Source organism: Actinomyces sp. ICM47 (genome assembly GCF_000278725.1).
Classification (GTDB): Bacteria; Actinomycetota; Actinomycetes; order Actinomycetales; family Actinomycetaceae; genus Pauljensenia.
On record NZ_ALCA01000119.1, the window covers coordinates 1 to 20,798 of the forward strand.

The 20,798-nt window shown below is 65.2% G+C and carries 16 protein-coding genes and 1 pseudogene; 10 read left to right on the forward strand and 7 right to left on the reverse strand.

The window, feature by feature from the left end:
- Positions 1-658 (forward strand): annotated as a pseudogene (locus HMPREF1136_RS11290) (choice-of-anchor M domain-containing protein); the annotation flags it as partial.
- An 87-nt stretch (positions 659-745) separates the two neighbouring features.
- A complete protein-coding gene (locus tag HMPREF1136_RS08485; RefSeq protein WP_034505572.1) occupies positions 746-1,534 on the forward strand; it encodes an SDR family NAD(P)-dependent oxidoreductase in 789 nt (262 codons plus the stop codon).
- Positions 1,535-1,611: 77 nt separating this feature from the next.
- On the opposite strand, the gene pyrE is transcribed toward HMPREF1136_RS08485, so the two are convergent.
- Both pyrE and HMPREF1136_RS08495 read right to left on the reverse strand, forming a co-directional pair.
- A complete protein-coding gene (gene pyrE, locus HMPREF1136_RS08490) occupies positions 1,612-2,181 on the reverse strand; it encodes an orotate phosphoribosyltransferase (RefSeq protein WP_009648946.1) in 570 nt (189 codons plus the stop codon).
- Positions 2,182-2,205: 24 nt separating this feature from the next.
- The gene (locus HMPREF1136_RS08495; RefSeq protein WP_009648943.1) at positions 2,206-3,015 is read right to left on the reverse strand and encodes an HAD-IIA family hydrolase; all 810 of its coding nucleotides are present in this window, start codon (positions 3,013-3,015) and stop codon (positions 2,206-2,208) included.
- A gap of 10 nt (positions 3,016-3,025) precedes the next feature.
- Between HMPREF1136_RS08495 and HMPREF1136_RS08500 the strand changes: the two genes are divergently transcribed.
- The 4 genes from HMPREF1136_RS08500 to fbaA all read left to right on the forward strand — a co-directional run bounded on the left by HMPREF1136_RS08500 (position 3,026) and on the right by fbaA (position 8,166).
- A complete protein-coding gene (locus HMPREF1136_RS08500; RefSeq protein ID WP_034505576.1) occupies positions 3,026-3,769 on the forward strand; it encodes a TrmH family RNA methyltransferase in 744 nt (247 codons plus the stop codon).
- A gap of 281 nt (positions 3,770-4,050) precedes the next feature.
- Complete coding sequence (locus HMPREF1136_RS11295) at positions 4,051-5,862, forward strand: family 20 glycosylhydrolase (protein ID WP_232204201.1); 1,812 nt, start codon at positions 4,051-4,053, stop codon at positions 5,860-5,862.
- A gap of 75 nt (positions 5,863-5,937) precedes the next feature.
- Positions 5,938-6,993 carry a hypothetical protein gene (locus HMPREF1136_RS11300; protein ID WP_009648941.1) on the forward strand — a complete coding sequence of 352 codons (1,056 nt, stop codon included), beginning with the start codon at positions 5,938-5,940 and terminating at the stop codon, positions 6,991-6,993.
- Positions 6,994-7,140: 147 nt separating this feature from the next.
- The gene (gene fbaA / locus HMPREF1136_RS08510) at positions 7,141-8,166 is read left to right on the forward strand and encodes a class II fructose-bisphosphate aldolase (protein WP_009648940.1); all 1,026 of its coding nucleotides are present in this window, start codon (positions 7,141-7,143) and stop codon (positions 8,164-8,166) included.
- A 1,038-nt stretch (positions 8,167-9,204) separates the two neighbouring features.
- Here fbaA and HMPREF1136_RS11075 read toward each other — a convergent pair.
- Entirely contained in the window at positions 9,205-9,468 is a 264-nt protein-coding gene (locus tag HMPREF1136_RS11075; RefSeq protein ID WP_198002831.1) for a hypothetical protein, read from the reverse strand.
- 610 nt (positions 9,469-10,078) lie between these two features.
- The gene (locus tag HMPREF1136_RS08525) at positions 10,079-11,545 is read right to left on the reverse strand and encodes a flotillin family protein (RefSeq protein WP_009648953.1); all 1,467 of its coding nucleotides are present in this window, start codon (positions 11,543-11,545) and stop codon (positions 10,079-10,081) included.
- Between the two features lie 251 nt (positions 11,546-11,796).
- Between HMPREF1136_RS08525 and HMPREF1136_RS08530 the strand changes: the two genes are divergently transcribed.
- Both HMPREF1136_RS08530 and HMPREF1136_RS08535 read left to right on the forward strand, forming a co-directional pair.
- Positions 11,797-12,567, forward strand: a complete 771-nt coding sequence (locus HMPREF1136_RS08530) for a hypothetical protein (RefSeq protein ID WP_009648950.1) — start codon at positions 11,797-11,799, stop codon at positions 12,565-12,567.
- A 102-nt stretch (positions 12,568-12,669) separates the two neighbouring features.
- The gene (locus HMPREF1136_RS08535) at positions 12,670-13,875 is read left to right on the forward strand and encodes a hypothetical protein (protein WP_009648944.1); all 1,206 of its coding nucleotides are present in this window, start codon (positions 12,670-12,672) and stop codon (positions 13,873-13,875) included.
- An 85-nt stretch (positions 13,876-13,960) separates the two neighbouring features.
- Here the strand turns inward: HMPREF1136_RS08535 and HMPREF1136_RS08540 are convergent, their stop codons facing one another.
- The 3 genes from HMPREF1136_RS08540 to HMPREF1136_RS08550 all read right to left on the reverse strand — a co-directional run bounded on the left by HMPREF1136_RS08540 (position 13,961) and on the right by HMPREF1136_RS08550 (position 17,293).
- Positions 13,961-14,704, reverse strand: coding sequence for a glycerophosphoryl diester phosphodiesterase (locus HMPREF1136_RS08540; protein ID WP_009648938.1), 744 nt, complete (start codon positions 14,702-14,704; stop codon positions 13,961-13,963).
- 36 nt (positions 14,705-14,740) lie between these two features.
- The gene (locus HMPREF1136_RS08545) at positions 14,741-16,003 is read right to left on the reverse strand and encodes a DUF4032 domain-containing protein (protein WP_009648942.1); all 1,263 of its coding nucleotides are present in this window, start codon (positions 16,001-16,003) and stop codon (positions 14,741-14,743) included.
- 159 nt (positions 16,004-16,162) lie between these two features.
- Positions 16,163-17,293, reverse strand: a complete 1,131-nt coding sequence (locus HMPREF1136_RS08550) for an ABC transporter ATP-binding protein (RefSeq protein ID WP_009648954.1) — start codon at positions 17,291-17,293, stop codon at positions 16,163-16,165.
- A gap of 270 nt (positions 17,294-17,563) precedes the next feature.
- On the opposite strand from HMPREF1136_RS08550, the gene HMPREF1136_RS11305 reads away from it, so the two are divergent.
- Both HMPREF1136_RS11305 and HMPREF1136_RS08560 read left to right on the forward strand, forming a co-directional pair.
- Positions 17,564-19,783, forward strand: coding sequence for a protein kinase domain-containing protein (locus tag HMPREF1136_RS11305; RefSeq protein WP_009648945.1), 2,220 nt, complete (start codon positions 17,564-17,566; stop codon positions 19,781-19,783).
- Between the two features lie 60 nt (positions 19,784-19,843).
- A complete protein-coding gene (locus HMPREF1136_RS08560) occupies positions 19,844-20,779 on the forward strand; it encodes a DsbA family protein (protein ID WP_009648949.1) in 936 nt (311 codons plus the stop codon).
- Positions 20,780-20,798: the final 19 nt, after the last annotated feature.

Genomic DNA, 20,798 nt, shown 5'->3' on the forward strand with positions numbered 1-20,798 from the left:
CGTTGACCCGGAGCCTGCGCCCGCTCCCGCCCCCGCACCGGCACCCGCGCCCGCTCCCAGCGTTGACCCCGCGCCCGCTCCAGCCCCTGCGCCCAGCGTTGATCCCGCGCCCGCTCCCGCTCCCAGCGTTAACCCTGCGCCTGCACCTGCGCCCAGCGTTAACCCTGCGCCGAGTCTCCGCCCCAGCGGCTCAACGGCACCGGTCTCGCCTCGTGGGACCAAGGGGGTCATGAGGAACCTGCTCTCGAGCGGAACTCGCTCCTCCGCGGGGACGTCCGGCGGATCCGCGAGCGGTTCGGGCGCGGTGACCACCAGCTCTGGCACGATCTCTCGGGGTGGTTCGGGTGTGGCAAACACCTCGGGTTCCGGCACTCCGGTGACCGCGCCCAAGGCTGCACCCGCCGTCACACCGAGTGCTAGCCCCCAGAGCGGTGCCCACAGCGGTGCCCAGAGCGGCGCGCAGAGCGGCGAGAACGCCCAGAGCGGCGCATCAGGTACTTCATCGGACGGATCGGATGACGCGGTATCCGCGCTGCCGATCGCCTCTGCGGCCGACAGCGGACACTCGGGAGGCTGGAGCCCCTACTGGCTGCTCCTCCTCATCATCCCGGCGGCCCTCGCCGGTGGCGGAGCCATCTTCCTGATCCGCACTCGATAAAACACCTGGCCGGGGCCCCTCATGACACACGAGCGTGAGGGGCCCCGGCCTCGTGCTACCCCCACACGTGCACGCTAGACTTCCCACATGGGAACCGCGCTTGTGACCGGAGCGACCTCCGGAATTGGGGAAGAATTCTGCTGGCAGCTGGCCGCCGCCGGACACGATGTAGTGCTCGTCGCGCGCCGCGAGGATGCGCTGGCCGCGCTCGCGGCCTCACTGACAAACGTCGCGGGCGTGAACGCCGAGTACATCGCCGCCGACCTATCCACCGAGGACGGGTGCGTGCGCGTCGCCGCCCGCCTCGACGTGGGAGGCCCGGCCGATGCTCAGAAGCCGGACCTACGACCCGTCGACCTCCTCGTCAACAACGCCGGATTCGGGTTGGGAAGCCCCTTCCTGGACAACAGCCTGGAACGCGAAATCAACGGCCTGAACGTCATGGTTCGCGCCGTCATGACGCTCACCCACCACGCCGGCATCTCCATGCGTTCGCGCGGACGCGGCGCGATCCTCAACGTCGGCTCCGTCGCCTCGCGCACGGGAGCTGGTACCTATTCCGCGCACAAGGCCTGGGTCGTCGCCTTCACCGAGGGCCTCGCCGCCGAACTGAAAGGCTCCGGCATCACCGCCACCGTCGTGTGCCCCGGCCCCGTCGACACGCCCTTCTTCGAGCGGGCGGGCGTCGACATGCGCGCGACCCCCTCCTGGCTCATGGCCAGCCCCGACCAGGTCGTCACGGCAGCCCTCGACGCCGTGCGGGCGGGTCGCGTCCAGGTCACCCCGACTGTTCCCTACAAGGTCGCCATGGGTGCCATGAAGCTCGCCCCGCGCTGGGTGACCGCGCGCGCCATGCGCTCCGTTCCCCACATGTGAGGGCGCGCAGACGACAACGAGGCCGGGGCCAGGTTCGCGTAGAACCCAGCCCCGGCCTCGTGCATGCGGGAGAACAATCAGGCCAGGCCGATGTCCTCCAGGCCCAGCGCGTAGAAGTACGGGAAGCCTTCGGCTTCGATGCGCTCCTTTGCGCCCGTCGCACGGTCGACGATCACCGCGACGGCAACGACGTTCGCGCCGGCCTCACGCAGGGCGAGTGCGGCCTCCAGCGGGGAGCCGCCCGTCGTGGACGTGTCCTCCAGGACGACGACGTTCTTGCCCACGACGTCCGGGCCCTCGATGCGGCGCTTCATGCCGTGATCCTTCGCGGCCTTACGCACGACGAACGCGTCCAGATCCAGGCCGCGCGAGGCGGCAGCGTGCAGCATCGCGGTCGCGACGGGGTCGGCACCCATCGTCAGGCCGCCGACGGCCACGTACTCCTCGCCCACCGCGAAGCCAGCCTCCTCCAGGAGGTCGAGCATGACGTGGCCGATGAGCGGAGCCGCCTCGTGGTGCAGCGTCGAGCGGCGCATGTCGACGTAGAAGTCGGACTCGCGGCCGGACGCCAGGGTGACCTTCTCGTGGATGACGGAGAGCTCCTGGACGAGGGCTGCCAGGCGCGCCTTGTGGGAATCGTTGGTCATGGTGCTTCCTTTACGTGTCGGGGGTCAGTGGGCTGCCTCGACGAGCTCAATGAGATCGCCGATACCCTCGTGGATGCCGAAGGGGCGGAATGGGTAGTTGCAGACGTCCTCGCGGGCCGTGGAACCCGATAGGACCAGGTGCGTGCGCAGGCCCGCTTCGACGCCGGCGCGCACGTCGGTGTCCATGCGGTCGCCGACCATCGCGGCCCGCTCCGAGTGGGCGCCGATCTTGTTGAGGCCGGCGCGGATCATGACCGGGTTCGGCTTACCCACGAAGTAGGGCTGCTTGCCGGTGGCCGCCGTGATCATCGCGGCGATTGCGCCGCACGCGGGCAGGGTTCCCTCGTCGGAAGGACCGGATACGTCGGGGTTCGTCGCAATGAACTTCGCGCCTCCCTCAATGAGGCGAATCGCATGGGTCAGGGCGTGAAAATCGTAGTAGCGAACCTCGCCGAGCACCACGAACTCCGGATCCGTTTCCGTCATGACGTAGCCGGCGGAGTGGATCGCGGTCGTCAGGCCAGCCTCGCCGATGACGTAGGCCGTTGAGCCGGGGGACTGCTGCTGGAGGAACGCGGCCGTGGCGTTCGCGGACGTCCAAATGTTCTCTTCGGGAATGTCCAGGCCCGAGTTCGCCAGGCGGGCGGACAGGTCACGGTTCGTAAACACGGAGTTGTTGGTGAGGACCAGGAAGGGAGTGTCGGTGGCGCGCAGCGCCGCCAGGAATTCGTTCGCGCCCGGCAGTGCGCGGTTCTCCTTGACCAGGACACCGTCCATGTCGGAGAGCCACGCGCTCACGGGCGGCATATCACTGAGTGCTGTTTCTTCGTTCATCAGCGGATTCATGCCCCCATTCTACGTTCCCGCTAGGGTGGGACCCGTGAACGAGTTCGAAAACGGATGTGACATCGCGCGGTCGGATGCGGCTTGTGGGGAGGCCGCCACGGACGAGGCAGTGGTCGCGGCCAGTGGTCAGGTCGGGGTCGGTCCGTGGCCGGGCGGGGAGGACGAGTGGCCGGTCGGCGAACAGTATGATCGTGAGCTGCTGGCTCATGGGGATCGGCGCAACGTCGAGGATCGCTACCGGTATTGGACGATGGAGGCGATCCGCGCGGACGTGGCTGCGCGCTCCCTGCCTTTCGAAGTCGCCGTCGAAAACCTCGATCACGACTTCAACATTGGGTCCATCGTGCGCACCGCGAACGCGCTTGGCGCTCGGCGCGTCCACGTCGTGGGGCGCAAGCGGTGGAACCGTCGCGGGGCCATGGTCACCGACCGCTACCTGCCCGTTGATCACCGCGCCGAGGTGCGCGAACTCGTCGACCACTGCTCCCGCGAGGGTCTGTCCCTCGTCGGCGTCGACAATGTCGAGGGGTCCGTCGCCCTCGAAGGGGTACTCCTGCCCGAGCGCGCCTGCCTGGTCTTCGGGTCCGAGGCCTCGGGCCTCAGTGAGGAGATGCTGGCTGCCTGCCAGGTCGTCGTCGCCATCACCCAGCGGGGATCGACGCGCTCCATGAATGTCGGCCACGCCGCCGCCATTGTCATGTGGGCGCACGCCTCGCGTTTAGGAGCGCTCAACCAGGCCTGACAATGTCACGTTTTTGCAATTTTCTATGGGTTTTTTCTGAGTTCCATGGTAAGTGGAATCTGACCATCGGTATTGTATTTGAGCAGTAAGTGTCGGTAGCATTGGTGCTCCAAAGGCTCGATGGAATGGGTATCTGTCATCCATTTTAATTTGCGCTTTGGAAAGTTTGCGTGGAAGCAAATCGCTGAACAGGAGAATTAATGCTTCAGTCATCACCAAGCCATGTGCGGGTACCACGGCTCGCACGCACCCGAGCGAAAGTCGCGCTCATCCTCACGTCCGTGTGCGCCCTCGTCGCCGCGGTCCTCATCCCTCTCACATCCCATCTGAACGCGCAGGCGGCCACCCAGGTCCCCGGAACCATCCCGTCCCTCGAAGGTTGGACCCCGGCCTCGGGCACGTGGACCCCCGCCGGCGGTCTGCAGATCGTTCACACGGACTCCGCCGAAGCCGCCGGAGTCAGCGCCCTGCTGAGCCGCGCCCTCGCCGACTCCGGCATTACCGGCATCACCGACGGTACCGGTGCAGCCCCCTCAACCAACGCCGTCAGCCTGACAATCGACCCGTCTCAATCAACCCTCGGCGATGAGGGCTACCAGCTGACCGTCACCGGAAACGGTGCCCAGGTCGTGGCCGCCACCCGCGCCGGCCTCCTGTGGGGTGCCCGCACCCTCGAGCAGGCAGTTCGCTCGGGCAAGGGAACCGTGCCCACCGGTAGCATCACCGACATCCCGCGCTTCCCTGATCGCGGCGTCACCCTGTGCGCGTGCGGCACCCACATCACGCCGGACTGGATCAACCGACAGATCGACCGCATGTCCGACCTGAAGATGAACTACCTGTCCCTCGAGCTGCGCATCAAGTCCGACAAGTACCCGGCCACCACCTCCTTCTCCTACTACACGAAGGATGAAGTCAAGGCCATCGTCGAACACGGCCGCGAGGTCGGCGTCCGCGTCGTCCCGCTCCTCAACGCTCCCGGCCACACCGGCACCATCCTCGGTAACTTCCCGCAGTTCCAGGTCGCCGACGACTCCGGCACGAAGAGTGCCAACCACCTCAACTTCATCGACCCCGCCGCACAGCAGTTCTACTTCGACCTCATCGACGAATACATGGACGCGTTCGGCTCCACCGAATGGCACATGGGTGCCGACGAGTTCTTCTTCAAGCAGGGACCCGGAGAGTTCACCAATTTTCTCGGTCAGGTCCGTGCCTCCTACGGTGACCAGTCGATGACTTTCGACGCGGCCTTCAATGACTTCATCAACAAGGTCAACGCGCACGTCAAGTCGCGCGGCGGCACGCTGCGCCTGTGGAACGACGGTATCGCCGACATCTCGCGCACCCCCATCGACAAGGACGTCATCATCGAATACTGGGCCAAGGGTGAGAGCAGCCAGAAGGACGCCAACCGTGGCCTGCCCGCTAAGGACCTCGTCGACGCCGGATACACTCTCGTGAACGCGTCCTCTGCCCTGTACTACTACCGCGATCAGCCCTCCTCCTACGTCATGCAGGTGCAGGGCCTCGACGGCGTGTACGGAAAGTGGACGATGAACTCGTTCTACCAGAACGAAGGTTACGCGGTGCCCGACGCCTCCATCCGCGGCGGCAAGGTCTCCATCTGGCAGGGAGGTCACGGCAAGGTGACCGACCATGAAACCGAGGCGTGGATCGCCGACGGCCTGCGCTACGGTGCTCAGATGTTCTGGAATGGCAAGACCCCGAAGGCTGACCCTGATGCGCAGGCCTTCAAGGCTCGCATTGACGCGCTCGGCGAACCTTCCACCTACACCGACCCCACCCGTGACACCCTCACTCCCGGCCAGTACACGATCACACTGGCCGACGGACAAGGCCTCAGTGTGACGGGTGGCATCCCGACCGTGGGCGCATCCTCCGATAACTGGGAGTTCGTTGCCACCCCCGACGGCTACTACCAGATCCGCTCGGTCAACTCGAACCGCTGCCTCGCCGTCTACTCTGAAGACACCCCCAACTCTGAGACACACGTGTCCACCACCCCCGGCCACCCGGTGGTCGCCTACGCGTGCGCCGATGCGAGCCAGAAGTTCACCCCCACGGCTTAGGGCGACTACGCGACGCGTAACCCCCAGAAGTGGGTCGCAGAACCAGCCGGCGACGGCTTCCGCCTGCGCAACGCCATGACCAACCAGTACCTGAGCGTCATCGACTCCGGCTACCTGTCTCGCCGTCCCAACGGCGGTGAAAAGACCGCCGAAGGCACCGTCGCGCAGCTGCCCCTCGACGTTACTGTCGACAGTGGCTCGGTCTTCACCCTCACCTCCCAGGCCTCGTCGACCCTCGACGTGAGCATCGCGCGTGAGGGCGACGAGGCGTACCCGAAGAACGCTCTGTCCGGCATGGACCGCGCCTCCCTGCCCATCATCGGCGACGACAACTGGGGCGAAAGCGTCCTCAATGTCTCCGTCACCAACAAGGGCACGGCAGAGGTCACCGGCATCCACCTGACCCCCTCGGTCTCCAACTCCTGGGTCCTCGCCAACGGCCCCCAGCCCATCGACCGCCTCGCCCCCGGCGAGACCCGCGTCGTGAAGTTCTGGGCGCGCCCCACCACCGAATTCGGTGAAGCGACCTTCACAGTCGACGTCTCTTACGCCGGCGAGAAGACCGTGGCCAGCGAAGGCCTCGTCGGCGTGTGCGGTCCCCGCATTAAGGCCGAGGCCGTGGCCGCCGACTCCGTCGAAACCCGCTGGGAGTACGGCGAAGAATACAAGGCCACCGACGGTGACCCCGCGACCTACTGGCACTCCCAGTACATCGACGCCAACAAGGCCAGGCTGCCCGAGACCGACACCGCCCGCAAGTGGCCGCACTGGATCGACCTGAAGATCGGCGACGGCTCGACCGCCTACGACGTCTGCGCGCTCTCCTACACGCCACGCGCCGGTGACGGCCCCAAGGCCTCGGGCCGCGCCAAGGACGTCCAGATCTACCTCGCGGGTAGCCTCGACGGCCTCAAGGGCCAGGGCGACAACAAGGGCAACCCGAACGCACAGGGCAACCCCGTCCTCGCCACCACCCTGGCGAACGTCCCCGGAACCGTCGACATCCCCGTCGCCGGCAACGGCTCCTACCTCCGATTCCGCGGCACGTCTGCCCAGGCCGACGTCGCGAAGAACCTCACCGACGTCATGTCCTTCGCCGAACTCGGAGTCCGCATCGGTCACGCCAACTGACACATAACAGAGGTGTCAACCGACGCATAACGACAGGGGAGGGGTTGGAAGAAAACCGTCCAAACGGGACTTCCTGCCCCTCCCCACACGTACAAAATGTGAGAGAATCGATCTCGACAAAACTGTCACTCGATTAGGAGGCTCCAAGTGCCTATCGCAACCCCTGAGGTCTATGCAGAGATGCTGAATCGCGCACGGGATGGCAAGTTCGCCTACCCCGCGATCAACGTGACCTCGTCCCAGACCATCACCGCTGCCCTCCAGGGCTTCGCCGAGGCAGAGTCCGACGGCATCATCCAGGTGTCCGTCGGCGGCGCCGAATACGGCTCCGGCTCCACCATCAAGAACCGCGTCACCGGCTCGCTGGCCCTCGCCGCCTACGCCTACGAGGTTGCCAAGAACTACGGCATCACCGTCGCCCTGCACACCGACCACTGCGCCAAGCAGAACATCGACTCCTGGGTCCGCCCCCTCCTCGAGATCGAGGCCGGCCAGGTTGCCGACGGCAAGCTCCCCACCTTCCAGTCCCACATGTGGGACGGTTCCGCGATCCCGCTCGACGAGAACCTCGAGATCGCGAAGGAACTGCTCGCCATGTCCGTCAAGGCCAACACCATCCTCGAGATCGAGGTCGGCGCTGTTGGCGGCGAGGAAGACGGCGTCGTTGGCGAGATCAACGAGAAGCTCTACACCTCCACCGCAGACGGCATCAAGACCGTTGAGGCCCTGGGCCTCGGCGAGAACGGCCGCTACATCACCGCCCTGACCTTCGGCAACGTGCACGGCGCCTACAAGCCCGGCCACGTGAAGCTGCGTCCCGAGCTGCTCGGCACCATCCAGAAGGAGGTCGCGGAGCACTTCGGCCTCGACCACCGTCCCTTCGACCTGGTCATGCACGGCGGCTCCGGCTCCACCGCCGAGGAGATCGCCACCGCTGTCGCCAACGGCGTCATCAAGATGAACGTCGACACCGACACCCAGTACGCGTTCACCCGCCCGGTCGTCGACCACATGCTGCGCAACTACGACGGCGTCCTCAAGATCGATGGCGAGGTCGGCGTCAAGAAGCAGTACGACCCGCGCACGTGGGGCAAGTCGGCCGAGGCCGGCATGGCCGCCCGCGTCGTCGAGGCCTGCCAGCGCCTGGGCTCCGACGGCACCCAGATGCGCTGAAACAATCGCTGATGGCCGCCTAGCGGCCTGACGCGTGAGCCGCCCGGTCCCTGTGGGGCCGGGCGGCTTCGTTGTGCCTGCATCTCCCAGCACGTCTACGTGTTGGTACTTGCATGTTGGTGCCTAGGGTAGCGGCCCGCCTCTTTCTGATGTTGCTTGTTGTCCCGACAGATTTCCGGCTGCCGCGGGGCCTATCTTGTTGGGCCTGGCCGCTGTGTGTGCCGGTGGACGACAGCCCGCCCGCGTGATCGCCACACGCGAGCCTGCGGCTCGGAGTGGTCGATCTCGAAGCCCGTCCTGGCCCTCCGGATCCTCCGGCGCCCTCCACACCGGCGGTGCCTGCGGTGCTGTGTGTGGAGGTGCACCGGCTTGTTGTCCGACCAGGCCCTGCCACCGCCCACCGGCACCGTGGCCAGGGTCTCCGAACTTTCTCTGCTCTCCGTATCGACGAAACCGGCTGCGTACGCGGATAGGTTATTGCGATAGGGATAGGTTATGAGCATGTGGATAGCTTATTAACCTATCCGCGTGGCGATAACCTATCCGCGTGTGGAGAGTCCATCCGTGCAAGTGCTCGTCGGAGGGGTCCCTGCGTTTAGCGGGAGTTGGTTCCAGGTGTTGTGGGCGTTGCGATGGTCTTCAATCAGTCGGTTGCGGGGGTTTGCGCCATGCGAAGCTCTTTGGTGGCGTGTCGCCTCCGTGTTGGGGCTTTGGAAGGCGTCATTGCCCCGTTGGGTGGCGTTAAAGCCGCGGCGTTAGGTCCTGTGGTAGCCAGAGTGCAGACCCATTGGGTGAAAAACGCTGAAAATGTGCTGTTTTGGTTGAATGGGTCTGCGCTTTGGCGGATGTGGTCTCTTGCAATGGCGCGTTGTCCGCACGTGGACCCGCTAGTTGGAGTGGTAAACCGTTATGCCGCACGTAGGACCGCTTCGCGAAGTGTTAACAACACAAGCCTAAGCCCACCCGGAAACGCTGATCAGCCCCGCGGCGGTCTCCGCACCGGCTGCGCTTGTCGTTTGTGTGTAGCCCGGCCTGGTCCTATGCGTGATTCGCGGCGCGTGCGCCGAGCATGAGGAGGCGCGCGATTGTTGCCGACAGGATGAGCGTGCCGACGCATACGTACATAAAGGGGCCGGGTGCCTCTCCGATGAGGAGTCCCTCAAGCAACCAGGTCAGCAGGAAGAGACCGAAGAAGCTCCACATGCATCGTGCTGCGCATGTCATCAGCTGCTGTAGCGACAGAGTACGGATGCGAAGTGCGACAAACCCGAAGAAGAAAGCGAGCGGGAGGGGTATGAGCACACCGATGACTGTAAAGACAGTGCGATAGGCGAGTTGCGGATACGTGTCATAAACGTCGGCGACCAACAGGTAGGCCAGTCCTGACACACCGAGAAGAACAAGGCTGCTCAGGGCGGCCCCAACCCTCACGAGGAGGGAGCCTTTCGCTATGTGTTCCATGCTTAAGTATAAGCATGGTGGCTACGTAGTGTAAAGGGTGTCGGTGGCTTTTTGCTCTAGGTTCTAGCTAGGTTCTGCTAGATTCTAGTGGTTCTTGTAACGCCGGGAAGCCAGGTCGCGACACATTATGGTTTCCCTCCAATGTCGCACGTAATTCCCCCGTGGCTACTTAAAGGTATGAAATAGCATCGTTGGAATTACAGTGCTTTTGGGCTGTTTCTAAAAGTTACCGGATTAAATTACGTGCGACTTTTGTGGGGGAGGCGGGTGTAACAGTGGGGTGGAACGCCGATAGCTGGGTGGGTCGCCGACGGCGGGAAAGCTGGGCAGAGCAGCGGGGCGGGACCCCGAAGGATCCCGCCCCGTGTCGCTAGCGACCCGCCTCACGAGCGGTTCGCCTCGTGCGCTCGCATCACAGACGGCTACTGCCCGCGTTGAGCACGAGCCGCGCTCACTGCTGCGGAGGCTTCGGGATGGAGGCGTCGCGCACGCCCTCCTCAACGGCCTCGGAGATGGTGGGGGAGACGACCTTGGCACCTACGAGCGCGGTGAACATCTGCTGCAGGTCCAGGCCCAGCGAATCGCCCAGGCCCGCGTTGATCTGGCTGATCGACTTCGTGATATCGCCGACCATCTGAGCGTTGTTGCCCTCGCCGTACATGGTGATCGTGTCGACCTTGGACAGCGGCTCGGCCACGGCGCGAGCGACCTCAGGCAGGGCACGGAAGTACATCTCCAGGACGGCCGCCTGGTTCATCTTCGTCATGGCCTCGGCCTTCTTTTCGAGGCCCTCGGCCTCGGCCGTCAGCTTCGCGCCAATCGCGGACGCCTCGGCGCGGCCACGCGCCTCAATACCCTGGGCCTCGGCGAGCATGGCCTGCTTGTCGGCGTCGGCCTTCTTGGTGCGCTCGAAGGCCTCGGCCTCGGCCTGACGCTGACGCGCGTACAGGGCCGCGTCAGCCTTCTTCTCGGCGGCGTAGCGCTCAGCGTCGGCCTTCGCGTTCACTTCGGCCTGCAGGGCCTGCTTGGTGACGACGACTTCCTTCTCCTTGATGACCGCCTGCTGCTCCTGCTTGACAATGTCAGCCTGCGCGGTCTCGCGCTCAATGTCGCGGCGCTGAATCTGTGACTGGATCTCGTAGGCGGCGTCCGCCTTCGCCTTCTCGGTGTCGGCCTCGACCTTCAGAGCCGCCTGGCGCTTAGCGAGGTCCGTCTGCTTCTGGGCGATTTCCAGCTGCGAGGCGACCTGCGCGTCGTTCGCTTCCTTCTGGGCGATGGCGGTCGCCTGCGCGACCTCCTTCTGCGCGTTCGCCTTGGCGATGGCGGCGGTCTTGCGGATCTGCTCGGTGTTGTCGATACCGAGGTTGTCGATGACGCCGTTCTGATCGGTGACGTTCTGGATGTTGAACGCGACGATCAGGAGGCCCATCTCCTCCAGGTCCTGCTTCGCGTTCTCCTGGACGCGCTCGGAGAAGGCGGCGCGGTCGGTGATGATGTCGGTGAGCTTCATCTGGCCGATGATGGCGCGCAGGTGCCCCTCAAGGGTGTCACGTACCTCCTCGGAGATCTCGGAGGTCGTCTTGTAGAGGAAGTTACGTGTCGCTGCCTTGAACAGCGTGTCATCATCGGTCGCGATGCGGACCTTGACGGCCGCGTCGACGCGCACGTTGATGTAGTCGTTGGTGGGAACGAAGTCCGTGGTCTGAGCGTCGACGGAGATCATCGAGGCGGTCATGGTGTCCACGCGCTCGAGGAGGGGAATCTTCCACCCCGTCTTGCCGTGGAGGACGCGCTGGCCGCGCGGGCCGGAAATGACCTTGACTTCGCCCGGGGAAGCGGACACGAAGCTTGCCCACAGGAAGAGGGAGATGAGGACGAATGCAGCGACGATGAGTGCCGCGATGGTTACGAAAGGCATGATTGGTGCTTTCAGGTGAGGGGTGCGACGCGCTCGTGGGTGGCGCCGCGCAACTGGTCAGAATAGCAGCGTCGGGCGTGTGACTCAATGCATCGTCTCATTCTCGGGTGACGAGGCCGTGGCTGGGTGCCGCTGGAAGGTAGGAACGTTGAAAGCGCTGGAAGGGGTTGCTTATGATGGTGCCACGCGGGCCGACTGCCGCGACTGAGTGAGCGCCCACCGCTGGGCCGCACGGGAAGGACACGGGTGTCATGAGGAAAACGCTGATCATCATTGTGTCGGTCATCGTCGGAGCGATTATTGGCACTGTTGTTCTCGTGTTCGGGGTGCTTCCCGCGTTTGAAGATGAGTGCGCGGGGGACGAGTGCACGCAGACGGACGGCCCCACTCTCGTTCCTGTTCCGCTTCCGACGAGGATGCCCACACGGGAAAAGGCTTATAAGCCGGTCCTGTACCTGTATCCGCAGGAGGAGCGGCAGCTGGCGGTGACACTGGACGTTGAGGGTGAGCTGGGGACGGTGTATCCCGCCCCGGAGCGTCAGGTGCAGACGGAGGAGGGGACCCGGGCCTCGTGGACCATCAGTGCCGCGCCCGACGGCACGCTCACCGACGCGAGTGGGCGCACCTATCCCTCCCTGTTCTGGGACGGGCCGGTCTCCTTGACGTCTCCCGAGCAGGGCTTCGTCGTTGCGCGTGAGGACGCGGTGCCGTTCCTGGAGGAGAAGCTGGCCCAGTTGGGCCTGAGTGACAAGGAGGCGGCCGATTTCATCACCTACTGGGCACCGCGCATTCGTGCGAACGAGTACACGTTCGTGTCCTTCGATGCCTCCTCCTACGCTCAGCAGGTGACCTATTCGTTCGCGGACGAGGCCGGTAAGCAGGTCGTGCCCGACACCTTCATTCGGGTGTTCATGACGATGCGCAAGGCGGAGGCCTCCACGGTTGTCACGCCGCAGAATTTCGCTTCGACACCGACCCGCAGCGGCTTCACGGTCGTCGAATGGGGCGGCACGGAACAATAACTTTCTCGGAACTGACCGCGCGGCGAGCGAAAACGCATGCCACGCGACACAATGGAACAATGTGTGGTGAGATGACCTCGCCACGAACAGGAAGGTAGTGACATGGCCCAGGACTGGACCCGCATTGAAGGCATGATCATCGGTCACGAGCTGGACCCCAGCGCCGTCGCCGGCGAACTGAAGAAACGCGCGATCCTCACTCAGATCGAATGGTTCCCCTCCTCGCCGCAGCTGCTCGGCCTCAACGTCGCGGTTGCCGATGAGCGCGTCGCTACCGTCCCCGCGGGCGCGACGACAGTCGTTCCCGGCCCGACCCCCGCGGAGCTGGCCGACGAACTCGCCATTCTCTTCAAGGCTGAAGTCCGTATCGGCAACGCCAGCGCCGACCACCTGCCCGAGGGAGATTCGCCACTGGGTAAGGTGTGGCCCTCGGAGGAGGAAACGACCGAGGCCACAGAGGCAAAGCCCACACGCATCGTTGAGATCGGTCGCACCCCCGCGTCGTCCGTACCGCTCCTGGCGGCCCTTGAAGGCGTCGACCTGGGGGACCTCGAGCTTGCCGACGATCACCGCGCGCTCCTCGCGGAGCTGCCCGCCGAGAAGGAAGGCTGGAACTTCGGCGACCTGCCGCTCGTCACCCTATCCGTCACAGACGGCGAGTTCCAGGTATTCCTGGTGACCGACGACCACCTCGAGCACATCGTGTCCCACAACTGGGGCATGGATGCGGCCATCGTGCCCGGCGGCCACGACAAGGCCCAGGACCTGCCCGGCGAGGTCATCGACCTGGTGGGCGATCGCCTCGACCTGCTGGCCATCGCCCGAGCTGTGCCCGGTGCCGACGCTGACGCCCTGTGGGCATCCGTGGCAACCACGGGCGAAGAATCCGTGTGGAAGGTCGTGCGCGCCCTCGGCCTGCCTGGCTCCGTCGCGGGTTTCCTCCTGGGCACTACCGATGCTGAGGACGTCGAAGGCGTCACCGTGCACCTCGCGCGCGGCATTTCCAACGCGATCGGCCGCAGCGTGGACATCATGATGGGGCAGCCGCAGTCGATGGTCAAGCCCCTGTGGAACTCCTACGAGTCGGTCGCCGTCGAACGCCCGTGGATCATCCACGCCGCCGTCGCAGCCGAGGCAATCGTCGGCGTCAGCATGCTGGTGGCCGCCGTGCGCGCCCCCGCGCCTCGCTCCGGCTGGCTGCGCTTCGCCGGCATCGTTGGCGGCCTCATGGTCGTCGACTCAATTGCGGAGCTGTCGCTCGCTAAGCACGTCTCCAAGCGTTTCGCGCGCCGCGCGGGCGAGGCGTAAGCCCCCACGCCTGATGTAGCACGGCCGGGGTTGCTCACGCGACCCCGGCCGTTGTGTCTGCCGCGAGCGAGCGCGCACGCTCCCCTTACCGAGCCAAGGCCTCGGCGGGGAAATCCTGCGGGCGGTCGGTGAAGATGCCGGTGACGCCCCACGAGGCCAGCTCGCGCGCCTGATCCACGTCGTTGACCGTCCACACGTTAACCTCGAAGCCCGCGTCGCGCATCGCGCGCACGTCGGAGGCCGTCAGCCCCTTAACGCCGGGATGGATGGCGCTCGCGCCCAGCGCGGTCGCGCCTTCACGCCACTCGTCGGACGCGCGCTCGATGAGCCAGCCGAGCGCGACGGTGGGGCATGCCTCGTGGAAAGCGGTGAGCAGCTCGTGATCGAAGGAAGAGACGATGAGGCGGGAGGGAACCTTCTCCCCGCGCAGCGTGACAGCCAGCGACTCGATGAGACGCTCGCGCAGGCGCGCACCACCCGCGCAGGGCTTGATCTCCAGATTGACACCCATCTGCTGAGCGTGGGCGAAGGCGAGTGCGTCAGCCGCCTCGGGGATACGCTCGAAACGATAGGTGTCGGAGAACCAGCGGCCCGCGTCAAGGCGGCGAATATCCGAGAATCCGAGCTGGTAGTAGGATCCGGATCCGTTCGTCGTACGGTCCAAGGTATCGTCGTGAATGACGATCAGCGAGCCGTCGCCGATGATATCCACATCGAACTCGAACCAGCGAGCACCGACCTCCATGGCCTTGGAAAACGCGGCGATCGTGTTTTCCGGCGCGAGCGAGGACGCGCCACGGTGGGCGAAAATACGGGGAAAATCGGACATGGATGCTCCTAGGGTGATCGGTGCGGGGCTACCCCGTCACCAGAGGTCGGGGTGCGTCGCCGCACTAAACATGGAGGAACGGCCGGGCCCGGGTTCGATGAGGACGGCCTCGTCTCGCTTGGACGGCAAAATGTTATGCACGTACGAGGCCAGAGCCTCGTCACGCGACACATCGTGGCCGACCTGCTGGGCCATGTACCAGCGGTGCTCCAGGTACTCGTGGTAGAGCTGGGCGGGTTCGAGCTTGCCGGCCAATTCTCGGGGAATTGCGCGCACGACGGGCGCAAAAACGTCGGTGAGCCACTCGTGCGCAGCCTGTTCGAGGGGCACGTCCTGCATATCGTGTGTGGCACGCCACGCATCAATGTCACCGAGGAGTCGACGCGCCTGGTGCTCGCCGACATCCATGCCGGTCAGGCGCATGAACTTACGGTTGTGATGGCCGGCGTCGACCACCTTCGGTTGAATGACCAGGTGCTCGCCCGCATCATCCGACGCCATGTGCAGCTCGGCGACGTCAAAACCCAGCTCGTTGAGGCGACGGATACGCTCACTGACCAGATACTGGCGCTGGTCATTGGGCAGGTACTCTTCGGCGGTGACCTCGTTCCACAGCAGGTCGTACTGGGTGCGGATGCGGTCGCCGACGTCAATCGGGTCGGCGTCCATGGTGAAATAGCCGCCAGCCTGAAGGTCCATAAGTTCGCCGATGATGTTCGTACGCGCCAGGTCCACGTCGTATTCGCGCTGGCCGGGGGTCAGCTTGGGGTGCAGCTCGCCTGTTTCGGCGTCCACCAGGTAGGCGGCGAACTCTCCCGCGTCGCGACGGAAGAGTGTGTTCGACAGGGAGACGTCGCCCCAGTAGAAGCCGATGAGGTGCAGGCGCACGAGCAGCAGGGCGAGGGCGTCGATGAGGCGGGTCGCCGTGTCCTCGCGCATCGACAGGGAGAACAGGGCGCGGTAGGGGAGCGAGAACTGCAGGTGCTCGGTGATCAGGACCGCGTTGAGTTCCTCGCCGTCGCGCCCCACCCGTCCCGTGATGACCGCGACCGGGTCGACGGAGGGTGCGTCCAAGCGCGAGAGGTCGCGCAGGATGTCGTACTCGTGGTGTGCGACCGTCTCACCGATCTCCTTGACCGCCAGGACGCGGCCGGACAGGTTCACGAACCGCACGATGTGGCGGGAAATGCCGCGGGGGAGCGCTGCGAGCAGGGACGACGGCCACTCCTCCAGTGGAATATCCCAGGGGAGGTCGAGGAGCGCGGGGTCGACCGCGGCAGCCGTAATGTCCAGAGCCATATCCGTATTGTCTCATTTTCTGACCGTCATGACTAACTCGCAGCTCAGCGGCCATCACTTCGCGGTGTAGAACACGTACGTACGAACGTGCCCCGGCCTCGTCCGGGAGATGAGCAGACGAGGCCGGGGCAAGTCAGCAGGGCAGCGCGGGCTTGCGCGTCACTCGGGCAGACGAACGCCCGTGGCAGCCGAGAAGTTGTGCTGCTGGCCTTCGCGGATGCGCACGTACAGGACGCCGCCGCGACCGGGGGCGGTACGCGGGGGAACGCGCACGATCAGCTGCTTGTTGGTGCCCTCGGCGCCGGAACCCAGACCCTCACCACGCTCGTCGCCGACCAGGTGGCCGTAGACGTAGGCGTCGGAGCCGAGTTCCTCGACGAAGTCAACCTCGACGGGGATGGTGCCCTCGACGCTCTCGTCGACGACGTCCAGGCCCTCGGGGCGGAAACCGATCTTGATCTTTCCGCCGTCCTCGGGGGTCAGCGCCGCGCGGGCGGCCTCCGACAGGGGCACGCGCGCCGGTCCGATCTTCGCCCACTCTCCGTCCACCGTGAAGGTGCCCAGGTTCATGGCGGGGGAGCCGATGAAGCCGGCAACGAACTCGTTGGCGGGACGCTCGTACATTTCCTGCGGGGTGCCGACCTGCTGGAGGAGGCCGCCGGCGAGGACCGCGATGCGGTCGCCCATCGTCAGGGCCTCAGTCTGGTCGTGGGTGACGTACACGGTGGTGACGCCGAGCTCACGCTGCAGGGAGGCGATCTGCGTACGGGTCTGCACACGCAGCTTCGCGTCCAGGTTCGACAGCGGCTCGTCCATGAGGAACACCTGGGGCTTACGAACGATCGCGCGGCCCATGGCGACGCGCTGACGCTGGCCACCGGACAGAGCCTTGGGCTTGCGGTCCAGGTAGGGCTCCAGGTCGAGGATCTTCGCGGCCTCTTCAACGCGCTTGTTGATCTCCTCCTTGGACACGCCTGCAATCTTCAGGGCGAAGCCCATGTTTTCGCGCACGGACATGTGCGGGTAGAGCGCGTAGTTCTGGAAGACCATCGCGATGTCGCGGTTCTTCGGGGGAACGTCCGTGACGTCCTTGTCGCCGATGAGGATGCGGCCGCCGTTGACGTCCTCCAGGCCTGCGAGCATGCGCAGGGAGGTGGACTTACCGCAGCCGGAGGGGCCGACGAGGACGAGGAACTCACCGTCCGCAATGTCGAGGCACAGCTGGTCGACAGCAGGCTTATCGGCACCGGGGTACACGCGGGACGCGTGATCGAAGGTTACGCTTGCCATGTTCAATTCCTTCCCACCGGCAGGTACGTGCCGGACGATCCGTTGTGGGGCGACCGTGGAGCGTCTTCGCCCACGGGGTACGAACGCGGATCGTTCCGCGCGCGACCAGGATTGAACGTATCATGTCTGCGCGTTTCTGTATAGTTCCGGCCACCAGGTGGATTCCCCGGCTTCGACTCGGGTGTGGGGGCCGCCTCGTTTCTGTGTCCGAGGTCGTGGTTTCCTCCGCCGGTGGACGCAGATGCGGGATGAGACCGGTAGGCTGGGAGCGTGGATGAAGGAAACGAACTGGGAGGCTACCGCCTGATTCGCCGGCTCGGTACGGGTGGCGCGGGCACTGTGTGGCTTGCTGAAGATGGGGGTGGCACGCGTGTCGCCCTGAAGGTCATGCACCCCGCGCTTGCGACGTCGGAGGAATCTCGGGCCCGCCTCGAGCGCGAGGTGCGTACCGTTAATTCCGTACGTTCCCCCTTCGTCGCGCACATCATCGATGCGGAGATTGACGCGAGCCAGCCTTTCGTGGTCTCCGAGTATGTCGAGGGTCCAACTCTGGCGGAGATCCTCTCCTCCGGCCCGATCCCGCTGCGCGGCGTCGCCGCGCTGTCCTATCACCTCGCGTCGACGATCGCTGCCGTCCACCACGCCAACATCATTCACCGAGATATCAAGCCCTCGAACATTATCTGTTCGTCGCGCGGTCCCGTCCTCCTCGACTTCGGCATCGCCATGGCGGTCGACGATCAGCACCTGACACGCACCGGCCTCGTCTCGGGTTCTGCCGGCTATACGGCACCCGAGCTCCTGCGCGGCAAGCCCGCCACAAAGGAGTCCGACTGGTGGGCCTGGTGCGCCACCCTGCTGTCCTGCGCGACTGGGCGTGCCCCCTTCGGTAAAGGCGACGTCATGGCGACCATGATGCGCGTCATCGAGGGCGAACCCGACCTGGCAGGTCTGCACCCGATGGTCTCCGATGCGCTCGGTGGCGGCCTGTCGCCCAATCCCGACGTGCGCCCCTCGCCGTCGCTGATCGTCGCGCACCTCATGAGCGCGGTTGGCTGGGCACCCGGCGAACTCGACTACGTCACCGTGAACTGGGCACAGCTGCTCGACACTGGCGAACGTACCCAGATGGTCAACTCCGACCCGCAGGAAATCGCAGCACCCCCGGAATGGGACGAGATCACATCGCGCCCCGACGCGGCCGGTGCGCGCCCCGTCACCTACCCCGTCCACCCGCGTCGCGACCCCTCAGAATTCACGGCCGCCAATGACCATACCGAACAGGTCGATACCGAATCGGTCTCCTGGGGAGACGACGAGTGGGACGAGGATGCCGAGGAAGAGACCTGGGACGATGAGGCCTCGGAGGGTAGCGACGAGGACTGGGATGAGTCTGGCGACGAGTCCTGGGAAGAGTCCGGTGAGGATGATCAGGAGTGGGAGGAATCCGGCGAGGGCGACCAGGAGTGGGAGGAATCCGGCGAGGGCGACCAGGAGTGGGAGGAATCCGGCGAGGGCGACCAGGGCGACGAGGAGTGGGACGAAGCTGACGACGAGGATCAGAGCTGGACTGGTGCCGAACCCGCGGACTCGACCGGCTCGGTGCGGCCCTACGGCCAGGGTGGCTACCCCGGGCAGCAGGGCGGATACAGTGCTTCTCAGGCCCCGTTCGCCGGTGCCCAGAACGCCTACGGCTACCCGCGCGGCGCTTACGGTTCCGCGGAAACGGCACCGTCGGGCAGACCCGTCCCCATGGGCGCTCCGCAACCCGGCCTGGCGGCCCCGACGGGCGATCCACGCGCAGGCATGCGGGTCCGCGCCAGCAACGCGGGACAGCCGCCAGCGTGGCAGGCTCGCGGGCAGCAGTACCCGAATCGGACCGATGCCTCGTCTGCTTCAGGCAGTGCTTGGGTCTCCGGCGGTGTCCTGCTGCTCACGCTTGCCGCGCTCCCTCTCATCTTCGGCCTCAGCGGTACGCTCATCGTCGGTGTCGCACTGACCGCCTGGGGGCTTGTCGGTGCCATGGACAGGTGGCTAGAGCGTCGGCGCGAGCAGTACGGCCCCCGCGCCAGCGACGATGCCGCCGCCATCGCCATGGCTCCGATCCTTCTTGCCCGCTCACTCGGTACGACACTCCTTGCGCTCGCGGTCGGAGCTGTCCTTCCCTACCTGGTGTGGATCGTTCTCTCCTTCGCGCACGACGGATCTGTGCAGTGGGGGTGGCCCACGGAGGTCGCGACGTCTCTACGTCTGTCGCGTAGTAACTTCTGGCTGAGCGATCCTGCAGGAGTCATCATCGTCTGGGCGCTTGGTGCGTCGATGCTCGTGACCGCGTGGCTCGTACCTTTCGCTGCCGACCTGCGCGTTGGACTCGCCAAAACAGTGCGTTCTAGCATTCGTCCGATCTGGGGGCGCGCCCTGTTGTCAATCGGTTGCGTTGGCTTCCTGCTGATCTCCTGGCTCATTGGGACGGGTGGTGCGTCTAACTAGGCGCGGGTCAGCCTTACTCGATAATATTGCAATATTCAACTAAGTTTGGAAGGTATCTTCATGGCTCAGAAGCAGCAGCGCAGCGTCGATCCCCTGCGCGCCAAAGCCTCCGAGATGCGGCTCGCGCAGCAGCGCGCTGAGCGTCGCACCCGCATCATCGTTATCTCTGCTGTTGGCCTCATCGTGCTGGCCATCATTGCCGCCGTTGGCGGTGTGATTTGGCAGCAGCAGAGCGAAGTTAGCGCCGCACGCAACGTCGAACCCTCCGATGTTCTCGGCGTATACGCCGACGGGCGACCCATTGTTGTCAACGGGAACGGTGTGTCCGCCGAGCCGGATCCCAACCTGCCGACGCTCACGGAGTACTTCGACTACTCATGCCATGCCTGTGCTGACGTCGATGCTGCCCTGGGTGAAGATCTGACGACCTGGGCGTCCGAGGGGCACTACAACCTCGAGCTTCAGCCCGTCATCACAGTGAATATGAACTACCTCAAGCCCGCCACGGGTGCCTCGCTCGTCGTCGCCCAGAAGGCACCCGACAAGTGGATCGAATTCCACCACGCACTCCTGGCCTACTTCCGTACCCAGTTCCAGGCCGGCAACGGCACGGTCGTGCAGAACCTTGACCCCTCGTGGAAGCAGGTCAAGCAGATCGCGACCGAGGTTGGCGTTCCTTCTGACGTGGTCGCGACCTTCCCGGTCAACGCCGTTGAGTCCTACCTCGAAGCCTCCTCGAATGCATGGAAGGACGCACAGTACAGCGGTCGTCAGCCCAACCAGCTCGGCACCCCCGAGTTCGTCAAGGATCACTCGAGCGTTGTGACCCTGGGGAAGACCATCGAAAGCACGCGTGAGTCGCTCAAGGAACTCTTCGGTTTCGCTGACTCCGCCACGCAGGCACCCAGTGATCTGCCCCAGTCCGAGGCCGCCGTGCCTTCCCGGAGTGGCGAGGAGGCGACGCAGAGCGCCGAGACGACGACCAGTTCCGACTGAGTCTCGCACTGAGGTGGGG